Here is a 23962-nt window from a genome sequence, read left to right as displayed (position 1 = left end):
CTTGAATTTGTCTCGTTTATGAATCTAGAATGATTCGACCCTCTGATTTAAGGGTCACCTAGCCAACTGACGTTGTTAGTGAACACCTCTTGTTCACACGTTATATAGCCAATCGCCTTGTTTTCGCGATTGGCTTTTTTCTTGTCGTAAACTTGTCCTAGCATTAAAAAAGCTCACCGAAGTGAGCTTGCAACGATATATGGAGCCGGAGCTACACTTTGAACTGTTCAACGGTAGTGAGAAGCTCTTGGTTTCTGCCTTTTAAGTCATTGGCATTTTGTGTTGCCAGCTCTCCATTTTGGACCAATGTGCGTACCATATCTTGAATCGTCACCATGTTCTTATTGATCTCTTCCGATACAGTACTTTGCTCCTTCGCTGATGATGCAATTTGAGCAACGAGACCATTGATCTCATCAGTAAAGGTCATCATGGAGTCGAGAGAGTTAGTCACCCCGCTGGTTTGTTCTTCATACAGCTTACAACGATGCTTGGTGGAGTCCATATTGGCGACAACGGCTTCGTTGCCAGCATGAAGCTTAGATAGCATTTCATTGATTTCAGATGTGCTTTGTCGAGTGCGAGAAGCCAGAGCTCTCACTTCATCAGCGACGACGGCAAATCCGCGTCCTTGTTCACCTGCGCGTGCAGCTTCGATTGCAGCGTTAAGTGCAAGTAGGTTGGTTTGCTCTGCGATATCACCGATTACTTCAAGTGTGTCACCAATCTTCTGTGTATCGGCACTCATAGCTACAACAGCTTGTGAGGTGTTTTCCACTTCTGCGACCAGAGCCTGCAAGCTTGAGATAGCTTCTTCGACAATCAGCTTCGAGTCAGAGCTGGCTTGGTTAGCCGTTTCAGTATTATTTGATGCTAGTTGCGCATCATTGGCCACTGTATCGGAAGAGGCACTCATTTCATGAATAGAGGTAACAATCTGGTCCATTTCATTCTGGTGTGATTGGAACAGAGCCTGATTTTCTTTAGCTTGTTGCTCGATATGTAGGATTGAACGACTGGTTTCATTACAAGACTGAATAACATTGCCCACTAAGGTCTGCAATTGAGCGATAAAGGTATTGATGTCTTGGGAAATTTTACCAAACTCATCGTTAGAGTCGACCGTAAGTCTTTGAGTAAGGTCGCCTTTACCTGTTGCGAGGTTTCTCACCACGTTCTGAAGCAGTGTGATAGGTTTTAGTAAGAAGGCGATTATCATCATACTCAACGGAATAATGATAACAGCAGCTACGAGCAGTGCTTGGGTTATTTGCGTACTGATTGTGGCGGCATTAGCCTCTGTAACAGCACTATCTAAGTAAGCGGTCAATGTCCAAGTATCGTTTAATACAGGAATCGTTGAGTCAAACTCGATATGTTGACCCGGAGTAGTATTGGAGAATAGGACATTGCCAGCACCATCTTTGAGTGTCAGGTAGTCACCGTTGCCGCTGGTTTCTGCGAGCGGTTGAGTAATAAAGCTGAGATCGAGTTGGTAGAATGTCACTTCATTACTTTGAGCATTGGGTACCACTATATTCAGTAGGAGCTTATCATCCTGTTTGACGATTTCGTTTGCAACGATCTGTCCGTTGGCTTTGGCTAATTCTGCCTCTAATGCCGCAACAATATTCTCATCTTCCACAATGCCGGATTTGTCGAAAACGAAACCAGAAGACATTTTAGTGATGTTATCAAACTCGGTTTTTTCGACGATATCTTTTACGTCGATAAAGCTGACATTAAGGGACTTGGCTTGTTGAAAACTGTAGTTAAGTTTGTCGGTAACACTTTGGTTCAAGAGGGTAAGCTTTTCTTGTGTTGTAGAAGAACCACTGCGCTCAATATAGGATTCCACAAAGCTATTAGCAGCAAAATAGCTGGTGCCAATGGTAGTAAATATAATTGCTATGACTATTGAATAGAGTTTTAGTTTGAACGAGAGGTTCTTCATTATTAGTAGGTCCATTTACCGAAGTTATTGATGTATATAGTAATATTTTCATCATTTAGGTAACGTGACATAGGTAATAGTTATGAACCTAAGTTTATTTATGTCTAGTTTTGATTAAAGATGTCCATTTATATTGAGTAAGATACAAAAAAGCCAGCGAATATAACGCTGGCCCCTGCATAGTAATTGTCAACACGACAAGTGCTAGACAAAAAGTGAGGACAAAATACCAATAACCCCACCAAATACGCCGCCCCAAACCACAAGCCAGCCTAGGTGCTCCTTTATCATCTTTTGAACGATTTCTTTAACCAGCTTTGGTGTTAATTCACTGAGTCGCTGGTCGATAATCGCTTCAACATTGCCTTTTACTTCGTTTAACATCTTCGGTGATTCGAGTTGTTCAACCAGAGCTTGTTTTACTGAGTCGCTTTGGCTGATTTCAATCACCGACTGCTGCATCTTTTCAACGAACGGCTGTTTCATTGGTTCCAATGCTTCGGTGCCGCCAAGCATCGCCAACATACCACCAAATTGAGAGTTCGCGATCACTTCAACCAGCGAATCAAAAGCAGGGTTAAAGTCGACCTTTTCTAATATTGGTTCTAAATCCAGTGGAATACCTGAGCTCATTTCTTTATTGAGGAAGCGATCGATGTTCTCATTGGTAAAGAACTGCTCCATCATTAAGTTTTTTATCGCTAATTTAAAATCTTCAAAGCGTGCTGGGATAACACCAGAGCCATAAAGTCCTGGCACTTTCTCGAACAACATATGAATGGCGAGCCAGTTAGTCACCGCACCTGAAAAGGCGAATAGGCCAGCATATAGCACTAGGGTGTTGTCGAGTTGGTAGCCAGCAGCGAGTAGCGCTAGGGCAATGAAATTAGTAATGAGACTCTTATTCATAATGTCTTGCTAGATTAATAACGTTGCGCTGATTCTATTGAAAAAATGCCGTTATAAAAAGCCACTTTTTGTCGACGATTAGTCAGCGTTGTCACGAATAGTTTTGATTTTTTCTAACAAGACGGTTTTATTAAAGGGCTTTGATACGTAATCGTCCATTCCGCTTTCGGTACAGCGACGGATATCATCATCAAGCACACTAGCAGTAAGAGCAATAATTGGCGTTCGTGCTTTGTTGTATTGTTCCTCGTAAAGCCTGAATTCTTGCGAAGCGGTGAAGCCATCTTTTACTGGCATCATGCAGTCCATTAATATTACGTGGTAGTGGTTAGAGTCATCACAAAGAAAATTCAACGCTTCCTGTCCATTATTGGCAATATCAACTTCGTAACCAGACTTCTTCAATAACAGGCTCGCGACCTTCTGATTCACTAGGTTGTCTTCGACCAGCAATATAGATTGGCTGTCTGGGTTGCTCACTATGTTAAGCAGCGACTTAGGCGCATTTTCTGAGTTTGTATTAGCAGCCTCGTCACCCACAATCTCAAGGGTATTTGGAGTGGGCTGTTGCAAGGATTGATGCTGACTTGGTGCATGTTTCAATGTATCAATCAACCGAGCTCCCAGCAGAGGGAAAGTGACTAAACCAGAAATAAGTTGTGGGTAGTGAGTGGAAGAAGAGTTTTGTGGCTGTACGAGCACAATTGGGCTGTCAGGTGATCGCTTAGCAATATCAATCAAGTCAGCCTCGCTATCATGCTCTTCGCTTGCACAATAAAGAATAATAGAGCGATCGTTTGGAGAGGCTTCCTCATAAGAAGTGCATATAGACAGATTATCTAAACCAAACTGATGCAGTTCTTGGCTTACTTGTGCTGCATAAGTTTGTCCATTACTGATGATAACAAAATTGCTGCCGTCCAATTCATTGATATGCGGTGATGTGGCTTGATTTATACTAGATTCGATTTTGAAAAAGAATCGGCTTCCTTTACCTTTTTCTGAGTCAATTTCAATATTTCCTCCCATCAACTCAACTAATTGCGATGAAATAGCGAGTCCCAAGCCCGTACCGCCGTATTGTCGTGTCACAGAACTGTCTTCTTGCGTAAATGGTTTAAAAATTGAGTCTTGTTTATCTTTGTCGATACCTATACCAGTATCGACAATGGCAAAGTAAATACTGCAGCGCTGTTCATCGATCTCAGTCACGTTGATCTCCATTCTTACATGACCTTTGTTGGTAAATTTCACTGCATTCGACATTAAGTTCATCAAGATCTGACGCAAACGGTGATCGTCGATGATCAGCATATGTGGCATCTGAGGTGAGAAACAGATCTGCAGTTGGAGATCTTTTTCCTTCGCTTTTGACATTACGATCGCGATCGTGTCATAAGCGATCTCGCGCAAGTTCGAGCTATGCAAAGAAATCAATAGGTTACCTGACTCAATCTTAGAGATATCTAGGATGTCATTGATCAAGATAAGTAGGGTCTGCGATGAGGTGTCGATGGTGTTGAGATAATCGCGTTGAATCGGATCGAGATTAGATTCAGAGAGAATGCCAGACATGCCGATAATGCCGTTTAGAGGCGTTCTTATCTCATGAGACATATTGGCAAGGAAAGAGCTTTTCGCCACGTTGGCTCGTTCTGCTTCCTCTTTGGCTGCTAGCATTCTGTGTTCATTTTCTCGTCTTTCATGAATGAGCTTGTTCATTTTCTTACCAAAATGACTGAACTCATCTTGTCCCTCGGTTGAGGCTAGAGTATCTGATTCCTCTTGATTCTCGAGCCGCTCAAATGTTTCTAGTGTATTGTTTAGGAAAAAGATGATTCGACGAGTGATGTTTATACTCAAAATGAAGAGCGCTGCCATAATTGACACAGTAAGGCCAATGGTTAACCAAAGACGCTGTTCCAAGTCTTTGATGCTTTGAGCCATTTCATTGGTCAGCTGTTCATTGATTTGATCGGTCGCTTGCTGAATAAGTTTTAGCCTCTTATCTAGAGCAGCAATACCAGATGTAATCTCTTGCGTTGCCAGCTCCGGCTGGCTTTCATCTAGTACACGGTCCCTAAAAAGGATGCTCTCCACAAAAGACTCATCGGAAAACGTTTTTAGCAGTAAACTGACTTGAGATGCATCGGCATTGATATTAAGGAAGCGTTCTATAAGATACTGTTGGCGCTCAAATAAAGTCGAGAGTTGTTCATGAGCTGCATGAGAATCATGATGCTCTTCGGCGTGTCCTTCGACAATATCAATATGGATTAACCAATTCTCTTCTGTTGCCCAGAGACGAATCCACTCGAGGGTAAATAAAGCATTTAAATGCGATTCCAGTTTAATTGTTCCGGTATCGACTTTAGTGCTTTCTAATTGCGCGATCAGTTGATTGATAAGGTCATTAGTCCATGAACTCCATTCTTCCAGTTCGTCCATTTCCGTGACGGATTGCAATTCACTTTGAGCGTCTCGAAGTTCTTCGAGAGTAGTATTTGCCATTGAGAGTGCGTCTGCAGAATAAATACTCTTCACGGTGTTGGCTATTTTGTCTAAGCATTCATTTAGCTCGCTAAATATGACATTTTTATTACTATCAAATGTGTTTTCGAGCTTTTCTAGACGAGATTTATGGAGTGATGTGCTATATCCGGAAATATAACCTAGAGCGGTCACTTCACTCGATAAAACAGACATTTGTTGCAGACTGTTTTGAGTTCTAAACGCTTCCCAAGCGGAAAATATTAAGATAACGGTCAAAGGTAAAATAGCTAGTAGTATGATCCTGCTCTTAATAGACATCTTATTTAGCAAATTCATATCACTATTCCTTGATAATAATCTTGAACATCGTTTTTGGTGAACTAATCTGTTTGTTAGTTTAGGAAAGGATTTCGCCTGAGTGTAATAAAATGACTCAAAACTTACTGACAAACATAGGCATACGGATAGGGCTCTTTCGTGGTAGCGCCATAATAGCCTTGGGTTTGATGTTAGCTTTATCATTTGAAAGTAGAGCTTTTGCTGCGAATGAATATGCGGTGTTCACCTTAAATGACAATTTTGATGAATTAAGTCGGAGCAAAGCTAGGATGCTTTATCGAGGTAAGACTAAATCGTTGCAAGGGAAACGGATAGAGCTATCCGATTGGCCTGAAAGTTCATCTGAGCGTTCTGAGTTTTATCAATACTTGCTAGGGAAAGATGTCTCGCAAATGAATGCCTACTGGGCAAGTCTTTCGTTTTCTGGCAAAGCCCGACCGCCCAAAGAAATTGATGATGCCAATGTCAATGCGCTTATCACCTGGTTATCAGCAAAACCCAACCGAATCGGCTATGCCCCATTGGACGCTTTGCCTAGTGACGCAAAAGTGCTCTACATCGTGAGTAAGGAGAAATAGCAAATGACGAATAAAACTTCATTACTCGCACTTCTTACTACGGCCATTAGTCTTCCCGCGGTTTCAGCTATCGATATTAACGACAACTTCTCAATCAGTGGTTTTGGCTCTACCTCTTGGGCTAGGTCTGATAATGAAACGCCACTACTTATCAATAGAGGCATCAGTGACGAAAACTGTTTTGATTGCGACACAACATTTGGGATTCAGCTGGACTACTTCTTTGACGCATTTAAAGCTTCGGTGCAGGTGGTAAAACGTCCACAAGATAACTGGAGCGAACCTCAACTGGAGTGGGCGTATCTTGGTTATTCCATCGGTGATTTTGAAGGGCGTGCGGGTCGACTTCGTCTGCCTGTCTTTCTAGCATCTGAGTATTATTATGTTGGTCAAGCATACACGACAGCTAGGCCAAACGAAGAAGTGTACAACAGTATCTTAGGGGTAACTGCATTTAACGGGCTGAGTGTTACTTGGAACCATAGTCTTACTGATGAGCTACAATTGTCTCTCACACCATTTGTAGGTTTTAAAGACAATAATGAAGTGGAATTTAACCCGAGCTTAACGCTAGAGTTTGAGACGAAGAATATGTGGGGTGTCAATGCTCAGCTTATCGGCGATAACTTCCGAGTGAACTTTGCCTACCTCGATTCCAATTTTGACCAAACGATAAAGCAACCTCAGTTACCGCCTCCGTATAATGAGATCTTACTCGCCGACCAGAATATTAAGCTCTATTCATTAGGGGGAGAGTATGATTTTGGGCAATTGAAGCTAACGGCTGAAGGACAAAAGAATGATTTGGCCTCTTCTTGGTACGGCAGCGCGGCTTATCGTATTCAAAAATTCACGCCTTATGTCGTTTATGGCCAAACGTATAGTGAAGGTGGCGATAATCGATATGATGGAAAAACAGGGGATAGTTGGACCTTAGGGTTACGTTACGACGTGTTATACAACGTCTCATTGAATGCTGAGTGGCAAACTTTTAATAGCTTTGGTGGACAGACTGGACCATTTGTAAGTAACCCTGGTACAGATACCGATGCCAATATGTACACCGTCATGCTTAATTTTGTGTTCTAGTTCCTAGGTTCGCTGACCCCAATATCAAAAAAAGGGCTCACCATTGTGAGCCCTTTTTGTCGTTTCAAACTTAAGTAATCGTTACTTGTCGCTACTTTCTGCGATCTTCTCTAGTGCAAGCACTAAACCTACTGCCGCCAGCATCAGAACAATTGCGATAGCCAGTTGCGAAGGTTGGCCAGTTACAGACTCAAAGTTAAATGGTGATAGGTTCTCTTGAATAAGAGGCACTTGCTCACCCTTTGAGTTGATGCGCCATGAGATGGTTTCTTTCCATGGCCATAGTTTTGGTAATGTACCTAGCATTAGACCAGTCAGGAACACTAATGCGAAATCACGGTAGCGTTTTAGTAACCATGATAGGACATGAGAGAATGACAATAGACCAATCAAACAACCCATCGCAAACAACGCCATTACATCGATTTGTAGGCTCTTCACTGCGCCCAATACCGGCGTGTACATACCTAGTAGCAATAGAATAAAGCTGCCTGAGATACCTGGAAGAATCATGGCACAAATTGCGATACAGCCAGCGAAAAAGATGTTGATGCTGGTTGGATCCATTTGCAGTGGTTTCAATACCGTGATGCTGTAGGCAAATACGGCGCCAAGTAATAAGAACACGAAACGCGATAGTGTCTTTTGCTCGACTTGCTTAATCATGTGATACACGGAGACCATGATAAGGCCGAAGAAGAAGGACCACACTGGCACTGGGTGAGTTTCTAGTGCCCAAGAAATGAATTTCGCTAGTGATAAGATAGAGGTCAGGATGCCACCAAACAGCGCGATTAAGAAAAAGCCGTTGATGTGGTCGAATGCAGCCTTGAATCCGTCACGTTTCCAGATCCCAAAAATACTTGGGTTAATACGACGGATACTTTCTAAAAGCGTGTCGTAAATACCTGTAATAAAGGCGATCGTACCTCCCGATACCCCAGGTACAACGTCTGCTGCACCCATCGCCATTCCTTTTAAGAATGTAGTCAGATAGTTCTTCATGATTTCTTCTAGGTTTAAAAAGTTGATGCAGAGTATATATGCATGCTTGTTTTGATGCACTATTCAATTAGCGCCGTAAAGTTGCGACATCACGTATCAAGATATTGTGAATTCGTGATGTATATATGTCTGCCACTTAGGGAGAAAAGTTCCCTATTACTTCAATTAATTCAAAGCCTTTTTCTTGTCTAGATAAGTTGTGCATGCCTTAGAAATGTTGCAATTCTGCAAACAAATCGACACGTAACTTTCATCTTTCCCCGTCAAAGTACAGTTATCAGAGAAAACACATGTGACATGAACAGCAAGCGGATTGCTGTTTTTAAGTTGAGCACATGTCTAGATAACTCACTCGCTAGGGGATCACCATGCCAGTTTACTTAGACATTGCGTCGGTATTAGAACAAGAAGTTCGTGAACGTTATGTTCCGGGCGACTACCTGCCGCCAGAAGGACAACTTGCTCAGCGCTTTGATGTCAATCGCCACACGCTTCGTCGAGCTATTGATGAGCTCGTTAACACTGGCATGGTCCAACGTCATCAAGGTAAAGGCAATATGGTGATAAGGCAGCCTAGTGAGTATCACGTGCATTCGGGCGCGCACTTTACTAAGAATCTGATTGAACAAGGGGCAAGGCCACGCTGCGAAGTCATTCAACATCGAGTGTTTGTCGCTCCTATGGACATCGCCGCCAATCTTGGCGTCGTAGAGGGCAGTAAGATCATCCATATCCGCACACTGCGAAAAACCGAGGAGTGTCCTCGCACCATCATTGATCACTACCTAGCCAATATAGAGTGGTGGAGCATTTTGAAGAATTACCAAAGTGGTTCATTACACGAATTCATTAAACGTGGGCTTGATATAGAGCTGGAGCGCAAAGAGACCCGAGTAGGGGCCAAAACGCCAACAGGTGAAGAGTGCCGACTGCTGCAAATTACATCAAGCACACCAATTCTAAGAGTCAAAACCAAAAACGTTATCAAGGGGACCGACATGGTGGCCGAGTTTTCGACCTCCAATAGCCGTTCCGACGCAACTGAAATAGTAATGGAGCATTAAATGACTGCTGTGAGCGAAAGAGCAAGCTGGATGTCAACATTGGCACAAAGTCAGCAGAGCGAGTTAGAGCAACTGTGGCACTCAACCAAGATTGAAGCGAGTTATCAAATGGTACGTCAACCAGAGATAGGGTTGGCACAGGTACGTGCTCGAATGGGGGGGAGCGGTCGTGAGTTCAATATGGGGGATGCCACGATCACTCGAGCAGTCGTCAAATTGGACAGTGGGGAGATGGGCTACAGCTACTTGCGCGGTCGTAATAAAGCGCAAGCAGAGCTAGCTGCCGTTATTGATGGCCTACTGCAGACCCAATCGCACCATGAACAATTAATGCGCATGGTCATTGAACCCTTGGCAGCGATGAAGCAAGAACAGCAGCAACTCAGAGCAAAAGAAGTGGCGACCAGTAAGGTGGACTTTTTCACCATGGTACGCGGTGAAGATTGATTCAAGGAACATGAACAAGTTTGGTTTAACGAATTAACCAAGTAAGGCAACGATAATGACCACAATTACTACTGCATTCAAAGATGCAGTTCACGACAGCCAGCAGTGCTTCAGATTGCTGCTTAAGGCGATGTCTGAACCGGGTGAAATAGTCACTCTAGAGATGAGCGAAGGTTTTGGTGCGATGCATAAAGCAGCGACACAAACCTTGTTGAGCTTAAGCGACAATGCGACGCCGATATGGCTGTCAGAGTCACACTTAAAAGACGCTGCTATTCGTGAAAATATCCGCTTTCACTGTGGCAGTCCCGTAACTGAGCGACAAAACAGTGCCAGTTTTGCTGTGATTGCTGAACAAGATTTGGCTGACTTCGATTGGAATAACGCCACATTTAGCCTTGGCTGTGAAGAGTACCCAGATCAGTCTACGACGGTCATTGTTGAACTAGGCAGCTTAACCAATGGCTCTGACGCGAGTCCATCTAAAGGTGGCCTCACGCTAACGCTATCTGGACCGGGAATCGAATCACAATCGGTGTTGAATATTGGTGTGGCCTCTAAGGCATTTCAGCACTTCTTACAAGGACGCCAAGAGCATTTCGCTTTTCCGCTTGGTATTGATTTGATCTTGGTAAACGATGAGAGCATTGCCTGCTTACCACGTACCACACTTGTTGAGGTGAACTCATGTATGTAGCAGTAAAAGGTGGCGAAAAAGCCATTAACAACGCGCATCAGCTGCAGGCTAAAAAGCGTCGTGGTAATCCTGAATTTGCTGAGTTGACGGTGGCACAAATCAGTGAGCAGCTCTCTGGCAGCGTTGATCGCGTGATGACGGAAGGTGGCATTTATGACCGTGAATTGGCCGCACTGGCTGTCAAGCAAGCGAACGGCGATCTAGTAGAAGCTATCTTTTTGTTGCGTGCTTATCGTACCACGTTGCCGCGCCTTTCGGTTTCACAGGCTGTGAACACCAGTGAAATGCGCATTGAGCGCCGCATCTCTGCTACCTATAAAGATCTGCCTGGTGGACAAGTGTTGGGGCCGACATATGACTATACCCATCGTTTGCTGGACTTTAGTTTGATTGCTGAAGGTGAAGCACCGCGAGTCGACACCTTAGATGTTCAAGCGATGGAAGTGTGCCCTCAAGTGATGAGCATTCTTGAAAATCTCGACTTGATGACGACCGAAGAAGATAACCAACAAACCCCAGAAGATATCACTATGCATCCGGTGAACTATCCGTGTGATCGCAGTGCGCGATTACAGAACTTGGTTCGCGGCGATGAAGGATTCTTGCTGGCACTCGGCTATTCAACGCAGCGCGGCTATGGACGAAATCACCCATTTGCAGGCGAAATTCGTATCGGTTTCTGCGATTTAAGTTTGGTGCCAGAGGAGCTTGGCTTTGCTATTGATATCGGTGAAGTTGAGTTAACCGAGTGCCAAATGGTGAATGGTTTTGTTGGTAGCAAAACAGAAAAAGCCAAACTGACTCGCGGTTATGGTTTGACGTTTGGCTCCACCGAGCGCAAAGCGATGTCAATGGCGCTGGTGGATCGCTCACTGCAAGCGGCAGATTACGATGAAGCCATTGATGGGCCAGCTCAAGACGAAGAATTCGTGTTATCGCATTCTGATAACGTGGAAGCTGCAGGCTTCGTTTCTCATCTGAAACTGCCTCACTACGTGGATTTCCAAGCAGAGCTAGAACTGCTTCGTAAGATGCACAAAGAGCATGATGAATTCATTCAGTCTCAGGGTGAACAGAACCAACAGGAGAGCCAGTCATGAGCCAAGTACAAACTAACACTCATGCGCAAGGTGTGACCGGCTACAACTACGGTTACCTTGATGAACAAACCAAACGTATGATTCGTCGCGCTCTGCTCAAAGCAGTTGCGATTCCTGGTTATCAAGTGCCATTTGGTGGCCGTGAAATGCCGATGCCGTACGGTTGGGGAACCGGCGGTGTTCAGATTACCGCAGCGATCATTGGTCAAACTGACACGCTGAAAGTGATTGACCAAGGTGCCGACGATACGACGAATGCGGTTTCCATTCGAGAGTTTTTCAAGTCAGTAGCAAGCGCGAAAACCACCGAGAAAACGGTAGACGCCTCAATCATTCAAACGCGTCACCGCATTCCGGAAATCACTCTCGATAAAGACCAGATCTTAGTGTATCAAGTTCCGATTCCAGAGCCGTTGCGCTTTATTGAACCGCGAGAGACGGAAACGCGAAAAATGCACGCGCTGGAAGAGTACGGAATCATGCACGTCAAACTTTATGAAGACATCGCACGATTTGGTCATATTGCTACCTCTTACGCGTATCCGGTTTGCGTCAACGATCGCTATATTATGGACCCTTCTCCGATCCCTAAGTTTGACAACCCGAAAATGGACAAAATGGCGGCGCTTCAGCTGTTTGGTGCGGGACGTGAAAAACGAATCTATGCCATTCCGCCATTCACAAAAGTGAAGAGTTTAGATTTTGAAGATCATCCATTTGAAATCCAACAATGGGATGAGCCGTGTGCCATTTGTGGCGCAACGGACACCTTCCTAGATGAAGTGGTGATGGATGACAAAGGCAATCATATGTTTGTTTGTTCGGACACTGATTACTGCTCTCAGCAAGTCGAAAAACACACCATCCATACTAAGGAAACGGAGAGTCACGCATGAGCACGTTAGCGGTGAAACAGCCAACATTAGACACCAATACCTTTGATGTAAGTGAGCAGCCACTATTGTCGGTTCGTAATCTCACCAAACTTTACGCACCAGGAAAAGGCTTTACCAATGTCTCGTTTGATTTGTACCCCGGCGAAGTGCTAGGCATCGTGGGCGAGTCAGGTTCAGGTAAAAGTACCTTACTAAAATCACTGTCGGGTCGCCAAACGCCAGACAGCGGTGAGGTGCTTTACATCCGAGGTCGCGGAGAAGATCAGGTAACTCAACTCGAAGACCTCTATTTGATGGCAGAAAGTCAACGTCGTCAATTACTGCGCACAGAGTGGGGCGTTGTGCATCAGCATCCGATGGATGGATTGCGCGGCCGTGTTTCTGCGGGCGGTAATATTGGTGAGCGTTTAATGGCCGTAGGCGAGCGTCATTATGGTGATATTCGAATGGCATCAACCAAGTGGCTCACTGATGTAGAAATTCCTCAAGACCGAATTGATGACATGCCCACCACGTTTTCCGGCGGTATGCAGCAGCGCTTGCAGATTGCTCGCAACTTGGTGACTCATCCAAAACTGATTTTTATGGATGAGCCAACAGGTGGATTGGATGTCTCGGTGCAAGCAAAACTCCTCGATCTATTACGTCGCCTTGTCACAGAACTGGAACTGGCTGTCGTTATTGTCACTCATGACCTAGCGGTGGCGCGTTTACTGGCTCATCGACTGATGGTGATGCGTCGCAGTGAAGTGGTAGAAACTGGGCTGACGGACCAAGTACTTGATGATCCGCAGCACCCTTACACCCAATTACTGGTTTCGTCCGTGTTGCAGAACTGATGGCTGAATAAAGGAATTACTATCATGACAACTGAAACAAAAATCATCGTTTCCGATGTAAACAAAACCTTTGTTCTGCATAACCAAAATGGCATTACTTTGGATGTGCTGAGCAACGCTAATTTTAGCGTCGCAAGTGGCGAGTGTGTGGTGCTTAATGGCCGCTCCGGTTCAGGGAAATCCACTTTGCTACGGGCACTTTACGCCAATTACCTTGTGGATACAGGCAACATCGAAGTCGAGCATCAAGGGCGCTGGGTCAATATTGCTAAGGCGCAGCCGCGTGAAATCATCAATGTTCGCAAACATACCATCGGTTGGGTCAGCCAATTTTTGCGTGTCATTCCTCGTATTAGCGCATTGGAAGTCGTGATGCAGCCAATGTTAGAAATGGGTGGCTGTCGTCATCAAGCTGAGCAAAAAGCGAAAACACTGCTGACTCGTCTTAATGTACCAGAGCACCTTTGGAATCTAGCGCCTGCCACATTTTCTGGTGGTGAGCAGCAACGGGTGAATATCGCCCGAGGCTTTATCGTCGACTATCCCATTCTGCTGTTGGATGAGCCTACGGCGTCGTTAGATGCCACCAACAGCGCAGTTGTGGTGAATCTGATTCAAGAAGCGAAAGATCGCGGCGCCGCCATTGTGGGAATTTTCCACGATGAAGCGACTCGAGATCAGGTGGCTGACCGTTTGTATGACGTGAAGAAACAAAACGAAGCCACTCGACAGGCCGAGCAGGGCAGTGCTCAGGCAACCTCCATCTCAGCATGCGCATAACGGGAGAAAGCAGCATGATTATCACCAATGTAAATTTGGTTCTTGAGAACGAAGTAGTAAAAGGCTCATTAGAGCTCCGTGACGGCAAAATCGTTAGTATGTCAGATTCACAAAGTCAGGTGGCAGGTGCCTATGACGGCGAAGGTGACTTTCTCATGCCGGGCTTTATTGAACTGCATACCGACAACCTAGAGCAGTACTTTACTCCGAGACCAAAAGTGGATTGGCCGCCTTTCTCTGCGATGAGTGCGCATGATACTCAATTGATTGGCTCAGGCATTACCACGGTACTAGATGCCGTGGCGCTGGGTGATTTTCGAGATGAGAAACGTCAAACTAACTTGGATCTGTTCATCAATACGGTAGTGGATAGCCAAAAACGTAACCTGACTCGTGCTGAGCATCTACTGCACCTTCGCTGCGAAGTACCACATGAAAGCACAGTCGGAATGTTTGAGAAATATGTCGACTTACCGGAAGTCCAGTTGGTGTCGTTGATGGACCATGCACCGGGTCAGCGCCAGTTTGTGGATGTAGAAAAGTATCGCACTTACTATCAAGGCAAGCACAACTTAACGGACACTGAGATGGCGGCGTTTGAGAAGAAACAAGTAGAGCTCTCTGAGCGCTGGTCGACACAAAACCGCAATGAAATTTGTCGTCAGTGCCGAGAACACAACATCCCAATGGCGAGTCACGATGATGCGACAAAGGCGCATGTTCAAGAGTCAAAAGACTTAGGAATGGTCATTGCAGAGTTCCCTACGACAGTGGAAGCGGCGAAACGCTCTCATGAGCTTGGACTGAAAGTGTTGATGGGCGCGCCCAATGTGGTTCGCGGAGGGTCTCATTCAGGCAATGTCGCTGCGCACGAACTGGCCTCTCACGGTGTATTAGACATTTTATCGTCAGACTATTACCCAATGAGCCTGTTAGAAGGTATCTACAAGTTATCGTGGGATGAGCGCAACACGTTAACGCTGCCGCAAGCTGTTCAACTGGTCACCAAGAATCCAGCGCAAGCACTGAGCCTAAATGATCGCGGTGTTATTGCAGAAGGGAAGCGTGCCGACCTTGTATTAGCAAAACAAGTGGATGGGCATCCTTTGGTCGCTCGTGTTTGGCGACAAGGTAAAAAGGTGTTTTAGCCGATGACTAATAACACATTATTAGAAGCATCTTCGGATGCTTCTTTTTCATCTACGGCGGACTACGCCGACGCCTCAACCAAACGCAAAGGTAAGCTCTACTACGTGATAGGCCCTTCAGGTGCGGGCAAAGATACCCTGATTGACGCCATTCGCGCCGATCATCCTGACGATATTATTGTTGCTCATCGCTATATCACGCGTCCTTTTGGTGCTGGTGGTGAAAACCATGTTGCCGTTAGTGAGCAAGAGTATTTATCAAGACAGCAAAAAGGACTATTTGCTATGAGTTGGCAGGCCCATGGGCTGTGCTACGGTGTGGGGTTAGAGGTGAAAGCGTGGCTAGATAAAGGCTTTTCGGTTTTGCTGAATGGCTCGCGTGCGGAATTGGCTCAAGCGCAACAGTGCTTTGGGTCAGATCTGGTTCCTGTTGTAGTCAATGTAGATTTGGACGTATTGCGGACTCGATTGCAAAACCGAGGACGCGAATCTCGCGAAGAGATTGAACGTAGATTACAACGCGCCACCGAATTCACCTTATCGAAACAAGAGGGTTTTTACCCAATTGATAATAGCGGTGACGTGCAATCGAGCGCAAAGCAGTTCCGCCACATTCGTTTTCAACTTGAAGGTAAGTCGTGATGAAGCTTGTCATGTTGGGCACGGGGAACAGTGCCATGGTGCCTGTTTGGGGCTGCGACTGCGAAATATGTGCTGAAGCCAGGCTGGATAGAACTCTGCGACGTGAGAAAAGCTCGGCTTATGTTGAACACAATGGTCGTAAGCTGCTGTTAGATGCCAATGCTCCCGATCTTCTGGATCGTTTCCCATCTGGGTCGATCGATAAGATTCTGTTAACACATTTTCATATGGACCATGTGCACAGCTTGTTTGATCTTCGCTGGGGGAAGGGGGCGCTCATTCCAGTGCATGCACCTGAGGACGAGCAAGGGTGTGATGATTTGTACAAATACCCCGGCGTGTTGGATTTCTCGCAGCGTTCACTGCCGTTTCAATCCTTTATATGGCAAGACATCACTATAACGCCACTTCCCCTCAACCACTCTAGACCTTGTGTGGGCTATGCTTTTGAGCTGAATGGCCATTGCATTGCTTACTTGACCGATACCAATGGGCTGCCAGAAGCGACGACACAGTGGCTTAAACAGCGCACAGTGGACTGGATTGTCACCGATTGCAGCTTTCCCCCTGTCGAGAGCGAACACACAAGACTTAGCAATAACCACAACGATATCTACCAAGTGCAGAACATCGCTGAGCAATGCCAACCTGAGCGTATTGGCCTGATTCATTTAGGTCACAACGTTTTGCTTTGGGCCAAGCGACATCCACAGTGTTTTTCTGACAGCTTTCAGCTTCTTCATGACGGACAGGAGATCCCACTATGAACCAGCCGCTATCACCAACTCTCTCTGCTGAGCCGAGCGTATCGCCTTGCAGCCAATTACATCGCACCGAATTAGGTCGTTGGACTGAGATTGCGCAGCGATGCGTGTTAAATAACGTCACCGTTGGTGATTACAGTTATATCCAAAATGATTGCAATTTGATGTTTACCGAGGTGGGAAAGTTCACGTCTATCGCCGCCGCCGTTCGCATCAATCCAAGCAATCATCCATGGTGGAGGCCAACTCTGCACCACTTCACTTATCGCCCAGGTAAATACGGTTTGGGAGATAACCCATCGGTATTGGATGACGAAGTGTTCAGTTGGCGTGAAGAAGACAAGGTAGTGATAGGTCATGATGTTTGGATTGGCCACGGCGCGATCATTTTGCCCGGAGTGACCGTAGGCAATGGCTCGATTATTGGAGCGGGGAGCGTAGTCACAAAAGATGTCCCAGCTTACTCAATTGTGGTCGGTAATCCGGCGCGAGTCCTTCGTCCCCGTTTTGATGATGACAGCTTCGGCCCCCGCTTAGAGGCTCTGGCATGGTGGAACTGGAGTGACGAGCAAATCGCGATGGCGCTGCCGCTGTTTCAAAAGGATACTCGAGAATTTTTAGCTTACTTTGAAAATATGCAGTAACCCACTTTCTTCCTACCTGATTATCTATAGATGCTCGAATAAGCGCGACATCATTGGTGTCGCTGCACATTATTCGCCGCATCTACCTATCCATTCTACGGTTAAATCCGAGATATTACTTTAGGTAATATTTTAAGTTTAATGAGTCATTTCAGACACCAGTTAACTCTGTTTTATTATTCATTCTGTCAGGTGAAGGTATGGTTTACCTGAGTTTGCTTGGGATTAATTGCCTGAATTTAATAAGTAATTAAGTCCAATAATTTATTTTTGCTAAGGAGGGCTTTTGAAATAAATCAGAGTAATTATGAATTTACAAACAGCAAAAAGTCCGCTGAGTTGGACGATTTTAACAGCATTGGTTTCTTTTACCTCAGTTTCAGTAACGGCAGACGAATATCAGGATATGTCTGACCCACTAGCGGTGTATTCGCAAGCGGGTATGGGCGTGACCAATAAAGGCATCAACTTTAAGTTTGGTCAGGCTTACGATACCAATAATGACTCAACCATGGCGATGCATGTACTAGAAGCCAAAGGGTTTGCTGCAGACAGCTTGGGGCTAAAGGGTGATGATAGTTTCGACTCACTACGCTATCGACATTTTAATGTCGACATCAATAGTGGGCTGGGCTCTCAAGTTGATCTTAGCTGGGACTTTGATAACAAATTAGGCTCAGCTTCCTATTCCTTGATTCAAGCGTTACCAAAAATGGGCGCCGTACAGTTTTATCCACTAGCGGGAATTGGCATTAATGTGGCGGATGTTCATTCGTCTTTGATTCAACCGAGCCCGGATTATGACGGTTCTATCGGTTACACCATCCCCTCGAGTTTTGCTCTAGTGGGTTTCTACTCAAAAATCGAAATTACCGATGATATCTGGCTGAACTACAACCCGATGTACACCACTCAACTTGGTGGAGTGGAGTCTTTCAGTAACTTTTATGGTTGGCAGCATGAAATTGCGGCGAGCTATCAGTTGAACAACCGAAGTAACCTGCGAGCATTCTGGAACTTTGGCGAAGTGCTACAAGGCACGGACTTTAGAGTGGAATACAACTACCAATTCTAACTCTGGCTTTCTTACCACCCATCAAGACGACAATCCAATGAATTGCTAAGGCAATCACAAACGGTTTTATAGGTACGACGATGAAAAAAACAACACTCTCTTTATTAGTAGCATCCTTGTCTTTCGGCTCTGTAGTCAGCGCCGCAGATACCACTCCTACGAACGCAGAACTTACGGGTCAACGTGTCTACCATCATATGGAAAATATGGTCGCGTTTATGGAGCAAAATGGAGTGAATACTTTTGAGTTCCCAGGTTTGGCAGACCACACATGGGATGTCATTACCCCTGCACTGGACCATATTTATGGCAAAGCGATGCTGGATGTAACAGCAGGTCCTGTGGAGTTGACGGTTCCCCCTCGTGAATCAGAGCGTTACGCATCTCTGCACTTGGTGGATGCGGAGCACTTCTCGGTTTATCACGAAGTGACACCAGAAGTTGGCGGTACTTATCTAATCGTACGAGAAGGCGCTGACTATACGATTCCACAAGGCGATTATATCGATACAATTACGGTGAAAGACGACCTTATTTTCTCTTTCATTCGTGTCCAGACATTTGAGTATCGCGATAGTGGTGTTGCCGATGCTTGGCGTAAACAGATTGAGGTTAACAACCTTGCGCCGAAGTCTGAGATTGCGTTGCCAGATCGCAACAATATTCATGCTGTAATTAAGTTTGCCGATGAGATTTCAGATGGTTGGGCACAAACGCATAGTAATATGCAAACCATTATTTCCGATGACAGCTTTGATAAACAAAGACTTAATGAGGTTCGCAATTACGTACACGAACTAGGAACATCTGGCTTGGTGGTGAATAACTTATCCGGTTTTGAGCACCCAGGACATGCTGATGACCTTGCTGATGAGCGACGTCGTTCGCTGTTGACTCATTTAGGTCACTTAGGATTCCCTGCTGAGCACGCTTATTATGAGCTAATTCCAATGACGCCTGAAGGTAAGCAGTTGAATGGTTCCGAAGATTTTGTGTTGACCATGCCTCATGACCAAGCGGTGGGTAAGTTCTGGTCGGTGACGCGCTATTCTGATGAGACGCGCTTACCGCTGGACCCAGCGACGATAGGTGGGTCTGACCGTCAAGTATGGGCTGGTGGCAATACTACGCCAGACGATGAAGGAAATGTCACCATTACTTTCTCAAGCGACAACCCTGAAAATGGGACTTATTGGATGCCAGTGGTCGATGGAGAGGACTATTACTTTGTGGTCCGCTATTACCTACCTCAAGCGGGTCTAGCTGGTAATACTGCGCAAAGTATTATCTACAAGGGAACCGAGCTGGAAAGTTTGATGGTTCCTAAAGCGACGTTTAACTATGGTAATTAACTGAGCGTACAACCACGCTGATACTTTTTGCCCCACTGTAAATGGGCTAGTTACGGAAACTAGTTCGCAGTGGGGTTTGTGGTATTAATGCTCTTGCACAGTCTTTTCCTGCTGTTCAAATACGGTGCGAACTTCGCTATATAACCATTTCACCAATGGCGCATTGGAGAGTTTGCTTGGAATCAAGGCACCAATATCACTGCCTAGTTGGTGTTCTTTATGAGCTGAGAAGAACTGAGTCCCTTGCGGTAAATCAGCATCAAAAATGTCGACACAAGGCAAGATTGAGTCGGTTTGAGCAACGACATGTAGGCAGATACTGAGTTGGTCCGCTCTAAGCCCGACTTGCGGCGTAATTCCAACTTCTCGCAGTTTGGTTTCAATTAAGTTTTCTTTCTTATTGAAGTCAGGAAGCTGAAGCAATGCGAGTGGATATTGTCCAATATCTTGTGTGGTTCTTTGTGTTTCAAGGACTGGATGCCCGTCTCGACAAATTAGCTTGAAATAGCAATGAGTCAGCTTTTTCTGTATCACCTGTTTGGAGATATCTAGAGGTAAGTAATTGATGCCAATATGAAGGCGTGCAAGCTTAAGATCGTGCTCGGTATCTTGCCCCCAGTTGATGATTTTGAGCGTAGCGTTAGGCAGCAAAGGACGAAGGTGGTGATACAGACGCCTGGATACTGGTCTGTATAGAGTGGTATTGATGGCGATGCTAATGTCACCGGTATACAACGCTGGATTGAATTGTTGATTTCGAGAGAATAGATCTTCCAATAGCTCGAACAGAGCAGGCAGCTTTTCCAGCAGCTCCAAACAATAGGGTGTGGGTTCTAATCCATACTGCTTGCGGATAAACAGCTCATCGGCAAACTCTTCCCTGAGCTTTTTAAGCTGCTTGCTGACCGCAGGTTGTGATAAAAACATGCGGTCGGCAGCGCGTTTGGTGTTGCGTTCTTCACCAAGGACTTTCAGCAGCTTTAGTGTATTAAAGTCTAGCCTTCTTAATAGGTTATCATCCATCTGGGCTGGTATCCCGCGTCATGTGTATTCACTCAATACTACAATGTCATAAGTAACTCGACCAGCTTAACCTAGACCATGTAAAGCTATAATCCTCTCGCAATCTCGTTTCCAGTTTTAGTTGCTTAGCTGTTTTAACTTCATACCTAAAAAGACAAAGCTGACTCCTTCAATTAGCAAAGAAATGCCAATGAAAGTACCCAGCAATGAAGTGGAGAAAGCGGGGTCTTCAAGTAACGTGAAGAAGTAACCACCTATGATGACGGACAGAAGTCCGCTGAAAATGATGAGGCCACTACTTGGAAGGCTGCGGTTGGCGAGCCCAAAGAAGATTCGTGTCAGTCCGTTTAATATCATCACCAACACCATCAGCATAGTAATGGTGACCAGTCCTGCAAGTGGCTTAAATAAGATGAATAAACCGCCGATTATGTAGAGTACCGCGCTTAAGACATACCACAGCTTTTGTCCCCACGCATTTATCGAAAAGGTGTGATAAGCCTGCACAAGCCCGCTGAACAAGAGTACGGCACCGATAATGGTTGAGATGGTGACACCAGCAAATACAGGTAACGCCATTGCCCCAATACCCGCGAGGGAAACGACGATGCCTACAGTAACAAAATACTTCCATCCTTTTGAAAGGAACTGAGCTTGTGGGGATTGGTTTGAATCTACCATTGAGCGCCTCTTAGATTAATGCTTTGGTTGCATATTCAGCTTAGTCTAAGAATCATCAATCGCTCAACTGGATAGCATTTTTCGAAACACTCGTTGTTTCAATGTCTTCCAACGGGCGAGAAGTAGACCTATAGCGATTACGATGTAGATAGTAGGCTCAGCCACTTCTGACTTTACCGACCAGTAAAAGTGAATCGGTGCCAAGATGGCAGCTAAATAGACCCAATTATGCAGTTTTTGCCATCTTGCGCCCATTTTACGTTGTATTGCTTGAGTGGATGTAACCGCTAGCAGCAACAAAATCACCCACACTGCCGCTCCGACGGTGAGATATGGACGTTTAACGATCTCAGAGGCCAACAAGCTCCAATCCAACCCTAAGTCTAGCGTCGCGAAGGCAACCAAATGGAGCACTGCCCAAAAGAAGCTGTACAGTCCCAATAGCCGTCTTACGCGAAGAAGCAAACCTTGTTTAGTCCATTTTGCCAAAGGAGAAACCAGCAGAGTAATAAACAAGGTATTCAACGCGCTAATACCAGTGTAATGGATGATGCCTTGTACCGGATCGCCACCTAAGTTATCGGTATTAATAGCAATGACAAGCAGTGCTAAAAATGCCAATGATATAACGTGGATGACGACTTTTAGCGCGATGATCGTTTTTGGCGTTAGCTTTCTCAATAGAACTTCCTCAGATCCATATTTTTATATAGATGCGCCACTTCTTCTTCATAGCCGTTGAACATTAGAGTTGGCTGCCTGCGTGTACTGAGGACACTACCTTCTCCGATGAAACGCTCACTGGCTTGACTCCAACGCGGGTGGTCGACATTAGGATTCACATTGGCGTAAAAACCATACTCATTAGGAGCCAAACGATTCCACGTTGTTGGTGGCTCTTGGTCGGTGAGACGAATACGAACAATCGATTTGATGCTCTTAAATCCATACTTCCATGGCACAACAAGTCGAAGCGGGGCGCCATTTTGTGGGGCGAGTGTTTTGCCATATAAACCAACCGAGATCAGAGCTAGAGGGTTCATGGCCTCATCAAGGCGAAGTCCTTCTATATAAGGGTATTCAATGCTACTAAATGAACCTTGAGCCGGGAACTGTTTGGGGTCGTAGAGGGTTTCAAAAGCAACATATTTGGCACCGCTTTTGGGGTCGGCCATTTTAATGATGTCTGCAAGTGGAAAACCAATCCAAGGAATGTTCATTGACCATGCTTCAACGCAGCGAAGGCGATAGATGCGTTCTTCTAACGTGAATTTACTAAATATGTCGTCATAGTCGAGTTTCATTGGGTTGTTGACCAGCCCGTCGATTTCTATGGTCCAAGGGTCTGCCACAAACGCCGACGAGTTCTTCGCAGGGTCGGATTTATCAGTACCAAACTCATAGAAGTTATTGTACTTCAGAACCTTACTTTCTGGCGTTAACGAAAGGTCGGCTTGGTATTGTTGTGGTTTAGTGGCTTTGAGATCAATTCGACTATCAGTGACGGGTTTCTCATCGGAAGAAAAGATATCCAGTATGCCCGCTTGGGCATTAGCCGCGATAGGCATGCCGACGACAGCAATACCGAGCTTCTTTAGTATGTCTCGACGCTCTTTGTAGACAGACTCTGGCGTTGCTTCGTTTTCAGACAGAGCCCAGCGATGATTCTTTTTGATCCACATAATCTTCCCCGAGTGTGATTCACGTTTAAGTAAACAGCAAATTGGTGATACGTTGATTAGAGCAGACCGTAGCAATGTCGATTCTCTTTCATAAAAATCAAAAAAACACGCATTCATAACAAAATGCGTGTTCTAAAGGCTGTGGTTATAACTGATTATTTTTAGAAGAATTTTTTAATGGCTTTTTCGGCACATGCGACATCAAGGTGACCTCCTGGTGCGCCTCCAACACCGATCGCACCAATCATTGCGCTGTTAACTTGAACGGGTACACCGCCTGCTAAGAACAGCAGATTGTCGTCCATATTTTGTAGCGGTTGCATGATAGGTTTGTCGGCAATCAGCTTCATTAAGTTACCTGATGGTTGTTTCATACTCGCCACTGTGAAGGCTTTTTTACGTGAGCTATCCAGTGTGTGGATCCCTGCATCATCAGAACGAAGCTGAGCAATCACATTCCCTGATAGGTCGACAACAGTCGCGGAGACTTTATAGCCATCCGCTTCGCATTGATTTACCGCTTCATGAGCCAGTTCGAATGCCGCTTTTGATGAAATTTGAGTGATTGATACTGTTTGTGCATCTGAGGCCAGCGCGTTGTTAGAAAGGCTCAGAAAACCAAGGGTTGCAGCGAATACAGTCAGTGTTGTCGTTTTCATGTTTACTCCGTTAATAGCGTGTTTTTATTCAACGAGTTCATAGTAACCAACGGAGGATTGCGACAGGCTTTCTAGAACATTACAAAGTTGTAATCTTGGTTA

The 23962-nt window shown here is 45.3% G+C and carries 24 protein-coding genes; 15 read left to right on the top strand and 9 right to left on the bottom strand.

Going from position 1 to position 23962, the window contains the following annotated elements; translation table 11 throughout:
- Positions 1–211 precede the first annotated feature (211 nt).
- The 3 genes from VME0621_RS05530 to VME0621_RS05520 all read right to left on the bottom strand — a co-directional run bounded on the left by VME0621_RS05530 (position 212) and on the right by VME0621_RS05520 (position 5692).
- Entirely contained in the window at positions 212–1954 is a 1743-nt protein-coding gene (locus VME0621_RS05530; protein WP_006069747.1) for a methyl-accepting chemotaxis protein, read from the bottom strand.
- 204 nt (positions 1955–2158) lie between these two features.
- Entirely contained in the window at positions 2159–2863 is a 705-nt protein-coding gene (locus VME0621_RS05525; RefSeq protein ID WP_062456447.1) for a DUF445 domain-containing protein, read from the bottom strand.
- Between the two features lie 78 nt (positions 2864–2941).
- The gene (locus VME0621_RS05520; RefSeq protein ID WP_062456444.1) at positions 2942–5692 is read right to left on the bottom strand and encodes a hybrid sensor histidine kinase/response regulator; all 2751 of its coding nucleotides are present in this window, start codon (positions 5690–5692) and stop codon (positions 2942–2944) included.
- A 170-nt stretch (positions 5693–5862) separates the two neighbouring features.
- Between VME0621_RS05520 and VME0621_RS05515 the strand changes: the two genes are divergently transcribed.
- Complete coding sequence (locus VME0621_RS05515) at positions 5863–6273, top strand: hypothetical protein (protein ID WP_231892910.1); 411 nt, start codon at positions 5863–5865, stop codon at positions 6271–6273.
- 3 nt (positions 6274–6276) lie between these two features.
- Complete coding sequence (locus tag VME0621_RS05510) at positions 6277–7362, top strand: porin (RefSeq protein WP_062456442.1); 1086 nt, start codon at positions 6277–6279, stop codon at positions 7360–7362.
- 81 nt (positions 7363–7443) lie between these two features.
- Here VME0621_RS05510 and VME0621_RS05505 read toward each other — a convergent pair whose 3' ends face one another.
- Positions 7444–8367: a polyprenyl-phosphate transporter gene (locus VME0621_RS05505; RefSeq protein ID WP_062456439.1), complete on the bottom strand. Its 924-nt coding sequence runs from the start codon at positions 8365–8367 to the stop codon at positions 7444–7446.
- 368 nt (positions 8368–8735) lie between these two features.
- On the opposite strand from VME0621_RS05505, the gene phnF reads away from it, so the two are divergent.
- The 13 genes from phnF to VME0621_RS05440 all read left to right on the top strand — a co-directional run bounded on the left by phnF (position 8736) and on the right by VME0621_RS05440 (position 19815).
- Positions 8736–9431 (top strand): phosphonate metabolism transcriptional regulator PhnF, encoded by a 696-nt coding sequence (gene phnF / locus VME0621_RS26535; RefSeq protein WP_038227594.1) that lies wholly within the window; start codon positions 8736–8738, stop codon positions 9429–9431.
- Positions 9432–9878 (top strand): phosphonate C-P lyase system protein PhnG, encoded by a 447-nt coding sequence (gene phnG, locus VME0621_RS26530; protein WP_062456436.1) that lies wholly within the window; start codon positions 9432–9434, stop codon positions 9876–9878.
- Positions 9879–9933: 55 nt separating this feature from the next.
- Complete coding sequence (gene phnH, locus VME0621_RS05490; RefSeq protein WP_062456434.1) at positions 9934–10575, top strand: phosphonate C-P lyase system protein PhnH; 642 nt, start codon at positions 9934–9936, stop codon at positions 10573–10575.
- Positions 10566–11675 (top strand): carbon-phosphorus lyase complex subunit, encoded by a 1110-nt coding sequence (locus VME0621_RS05485; protein ID WP_062456428.1) that lies wholly within the window; start codon positions 10566–10568, stop codon positions 11673–11675. The genes phnH and VME0621_RS05485 overlap by 10 nt, the downstream gene beginning before the upstream one ends.
- On the top strand, positions 11672–12571 hold the full coding sequence (locus tag VME0621_RS05480) for an alpha-D-ribose 1-methylphosphonate 5-phosphate C-P-lyase PhnJ (RefSeq protein ID WP_006069757.1): 900 nt from the start codon (positions 11672–11674) through the stop codon (positions 12569–12571). The genes VME0621_RS05485 and VME0621_RS05480 overlap by 4 nt, the downstream gene beginning before the upstream one ends.
- A complete protein-coding gene (gene phnK, locus VME0621_RS05475; protein WP_062456426.1) occupies positions 12568–13410 on the top strand; it encodes a phosphonate C-P lyase system protein PhnK in 843 nt (280 codons plus the stop codon). The genes VME0621_RS05480 and phnK overlap by 4 nt, the downstream gene beginning before the upstream one ends.
- A 24-nt stretch (positions 13411–13434) precedes the next feature.
- The gene (gene phnL, locus VME0621_RS05470; RefSeq protein ID WP_062456425.1) at positions 13435–14190 is read left to right on the top strand and encodes a phosphonate C-P lyase system protein PhnL; all 756 of its coding nucleotides are present in this window, start codon (positions 13435–13437) and stop codon (positions 14188–14190) included.
- A 14-nt stretch (positions 14191–14204) separates the two neighbouring features.
- Positions 14205–15338 carry an alpha-D-ribose 1-methylphosphonate 5-triphosphate diphosphatase gene (phnM, locus tag VME0621_RS05465; protein ID WP_062456423.1) on the top strand — a complete coding sequence of 378 codons (1134 nt, stop codon included), beginning with the start codon at positions 14205–14207 and terminating at the stop codon, positions 15336–15338.
- Positions 15339–15341: 3 nt separating this feature from the next.
- Positions 15342–15980 (top strand): ribose 1,5-bisphosphokinase, encoded by a 639-nt coding sequence (phnN, locus tag VME0621_RS05460; RefSeq protein WP_081875825.1) that lies wholly within the window; start codon positions 15342–15344, stop codon positions 15978–15980.
- On the top strand, positions 15980–16747 hold the full coding sequence (gene phnP / locus VME0621_RS05455) for a phosphonate metabolism protein PhnP (protein WP_062456422.1): 768 nt from the start codon (positions 15980–15982) through the stop codon (positions 16745–16747). Before phnN ends, phnP begins: the two co-directional genes overlap by 1 nt.
- The gene (locus VME0621_RS05450; RefSeq protein WP_038227585.1) at positions 16744–17388 is read left to right on the top strand and encodes a DapH/DapD/GlmU-related protein; all 645 of its coding nucleotides are present in this window, start codon (positions 16744–16746) and stop codon (positions 17386–17388) included. The genes phnP and VME0621_RS05450 overlap by 4 nt, the downstream gene beginning before the upstream one ends.
- Before the next feature lie 307 nt (positions 17389–17695).
- Positions 17696–18463 (top strand): hypothetical protein, encoded by a 768-nt coding sequence (locus tag VME0621_RS05445; protein ID WP_062456420.1) that lies wholly within the window; start codon positions 17696–17698, stop codon positions 18461–18463.
- Positions 18464–18543: 80 nt separating this feature from the next.
- On the top strand, positions 18544–19815 hold the full coding sequence (locus VME0621_RS05440; RefSeq protein WP_062456419.1) for a DUF1254 domain-containing protein: 1272 nt from the start codon (positions 18544–18546) through the stop codon (positions 19813–19815).
- An 84-nt stretch (positions 19816–19899) separates the two neighbouring features.
- On the opposite strand, the gene VME0621_RS05435 is transcribed toward VME0621_RS05440, so the two are convergent.
- The 5 genes from VME0621_RS05435 to VME0621_RS05415 all read right to left on the bottom strand — a co-directional run bounded on the left by VME0621_RS05435 (position 19900) and on the right by VME0621_RS05415 (position 23860).
- On the bottom strand, positions 19900–20838 hold the full coding sequence (locus tag VME0621_RS05435) for a LysR family transcriptional regulator (RefSeq protein ID WP_062456416.1): 939 nt from the start codon (positions 20836–20838) through the stop codon (positions 19900–19902).
- A gap of 117 nt (positions 20839–20955) precedes the next feature.
- The gene (locus VME0621_RS05430) at positions 20956–21519 is read right to left on the bottom strand and encodes an HdeD family acid-resistance protein (protein ID WP_006069768.1); all 564 of its coding nucleotides are present in this window, start codon (positions 21517–21519) and stop codon (positions 20956–20958) included.
- A gap of 63 nt (positions 21520–21582) precedes the next feature.
- A complete protein-coding gene (gene msrQ, locus VME0621_RS05425) occupies positions 21583–22200 on the bottom strand; it encodes a protein-methionine-sulfoxide reductase heme-binding subunit MsrQ (RefSeq protein ID WP_062456413.1) in 618 nt (205 codons plus the stop codon).
- A complete protein-coding gene (gene msrP, locus VME0621_RS05420; protein WP_062456409.1) occupies positions 22197–23201 on the bottom strand; it encodes a protein-methionine-sulfoxide reductase catalytic subunit MsrP in 1005 nt (334 codons plus the stop codon). The genes msrQ and msrP overlap by 4 nt, the downstream gene beginning before the upstream one ends.
- A 161-nt stretch (positions 23202–23362) precedes the next feature.
- The gene (locus VME0621_RS05415) at positions 23363–23860 is read right to left on the bottom strand and encodes a GlcG/HbpS family heme-binding protein (protein ID WP_031495903.1); all 498 of its coding nucleotides are present in this window, start codon (positions 23858–23860) and stop codon (positions 23363–23365) included.
- Positions 23861–23962: the final 102 nt, after the last annotated feature.

Source organism: Vibrio mediterranei (assembly GCF_900088415.1).
GTDB classification, from domain to species: domain Bacteria; phylum Pseudomonadota; class Gammaproteobacteria; order Enterobacterales; family Vibrionaceae; genus Vibrio; species Vibrio mediterranei.
This window is presented reverse-complemented; position numbering and strand designations above follow the sequence as displayed.

Coding starts and splice junctions, on each gene's coding strand:
- phnG (WP_062456436.1), top strand. CDS start 9,432: ATGACTGCTGTGAGCGAAAGAGCAAGCTGGATGTCAACATTGGCACAA.
- VME0621_RS05515 (WP_231892910.1), top strand. CDS start 5,863: ATGTTAGCTTTATCATTTGAAAGTAGAGCTTTTGCTGCGAATGAATAT.
- phnH (WP_062456434.1), top strand. CDS start 9,934: ATGACCACAATTACTACTGCATTCAAAGATGCAGTTCACGACAGCCAG.
- VME0621_RS05430 (WP_006069768.1), bottom strand. CDS start 21,519: ATGGTAGATTCAAACCAATCCCCACAAGCTCAGTTCCTTTCAAAAGGA.
- VME0621_RS05435 (WP_062456416.1), bottom strand. CDS start 20,838: ATGGATGATAACCTATTAAGAAGGCTAGACTTTAATACACTAAAGCTG.
- phnN (WP_081875825.1), top strand. CDS start 15,342: ATGACTAATAACACATTATTAGAAGCATCTTCGGATGCTTCTTTTTCA.
- VME0621_RS05510 (WP_062456442.1), top strand. CDS start 6,277: ATGACGAATAAAACTTCATTACTCGCACTTCTTACTACGGCCATTAGT.
- phnF (WP_038227594.1), top strand. CDS start 8,736: ATGCCAGTTTACTTAGACATTGCGTCGGTATTAGAACAAGAAGTTCGT.
- VME0621_RS05440 (WP_062456419.1), top strand. CDS start 18,544: ATGAAAAAAACAACACTCTCTTTATTAGTAGCATCCTTGTCTTTCGGC.
- VME0621_RS05485 (WP_062456428.1), top strand. CDS start 10,566: ATGTATGTAGCAGTAAAAGGTGGCGAAAAAGCCATTAACAACGCGCAT.
- VME0621_RS05505 (WP_062456439.1), bottom strand. CDS start 8,367: ATGAAGAACTATCTGACTACATTCTTAAAAGGAATGGCGATGGGTGCA.
- phnL (WP_062456425.1), top strand. CDS start 13,435: ATGACAACTGAAACAAAAATCATCGTTTCCGATGTAAACAAAACCTTT.
- VME0621_RS05520 (WP_062456444.1), bottom strand. CDS start 5,692: ATGAATTTGCTAAATAAGATGTCTATTAAGAGCAGGATCATACTACTA.
- VME0621_RS05530 (WP_006069747.1), bottom strand. CDS start 1,954: ATGAAGAACCTCTCGTTCAAACTAAAACTCTATTCAATAGTCATAGCA.
- VME0621_RS05415 (WP_031495903.1), bottom strand. CDS start 23,860: ATGAAAACGACAACACTGACTGTATTCGCTGCAACCCTTGGTTTTCTG.
- msrP (WP_062456409.1), bottom strand. CDS start 23,201: ATGTGGATCAAAAAGAATCATCGCTGGGCTCTGTCTGAAAACGAAGCA.
- phnK (WP_062456426.1), top strand. CDS start 12,568: ATGAGCACGTTAGCGGTGAAACAGCCAACATTAGACACCAATACCTTT.
- VME0621_RS05445 (WP_062456420.1), top strand. CDS start 17,696: ATGAATTTACAAACAGCAAAAAGTCCGCTGAGTTGGACGATTTTAACA.
- phnP (WP_062456422.1), top strand. CDS start 15,980: ATGAAGCTTGTCATGTTGGGCACGGGGAACAGTGCCATGGTGCCTGTT.
- VME0621_RS05450 (WP_038227585.1), top strand. CDS start 16,744: ATGAACCAGCCGCTATCACCAACTCTCTCTGCTGAGCCGAGCGTATCG.
- phnM (WP_062456423.1), top strand. CDS start 14,205: ATGATTATCACCAATGTAAATTTGGTTCTTGAGAACGAAGTAGTAAAA.
- VME0621_RS05480 (WP_006069757.1), top strand. CDS start 11,672: ATGAGCCAAGTACAAACTAACACTCATGCGCAAGGTGTGACCGGCTAC.
- VME0621_RS05525 (WP_062456447.1), bottom strand. CDS start 2,863: ATGAATAAGAGTCTCATTACTAATTTCATTGCCCTAGCGCTACTCGCT.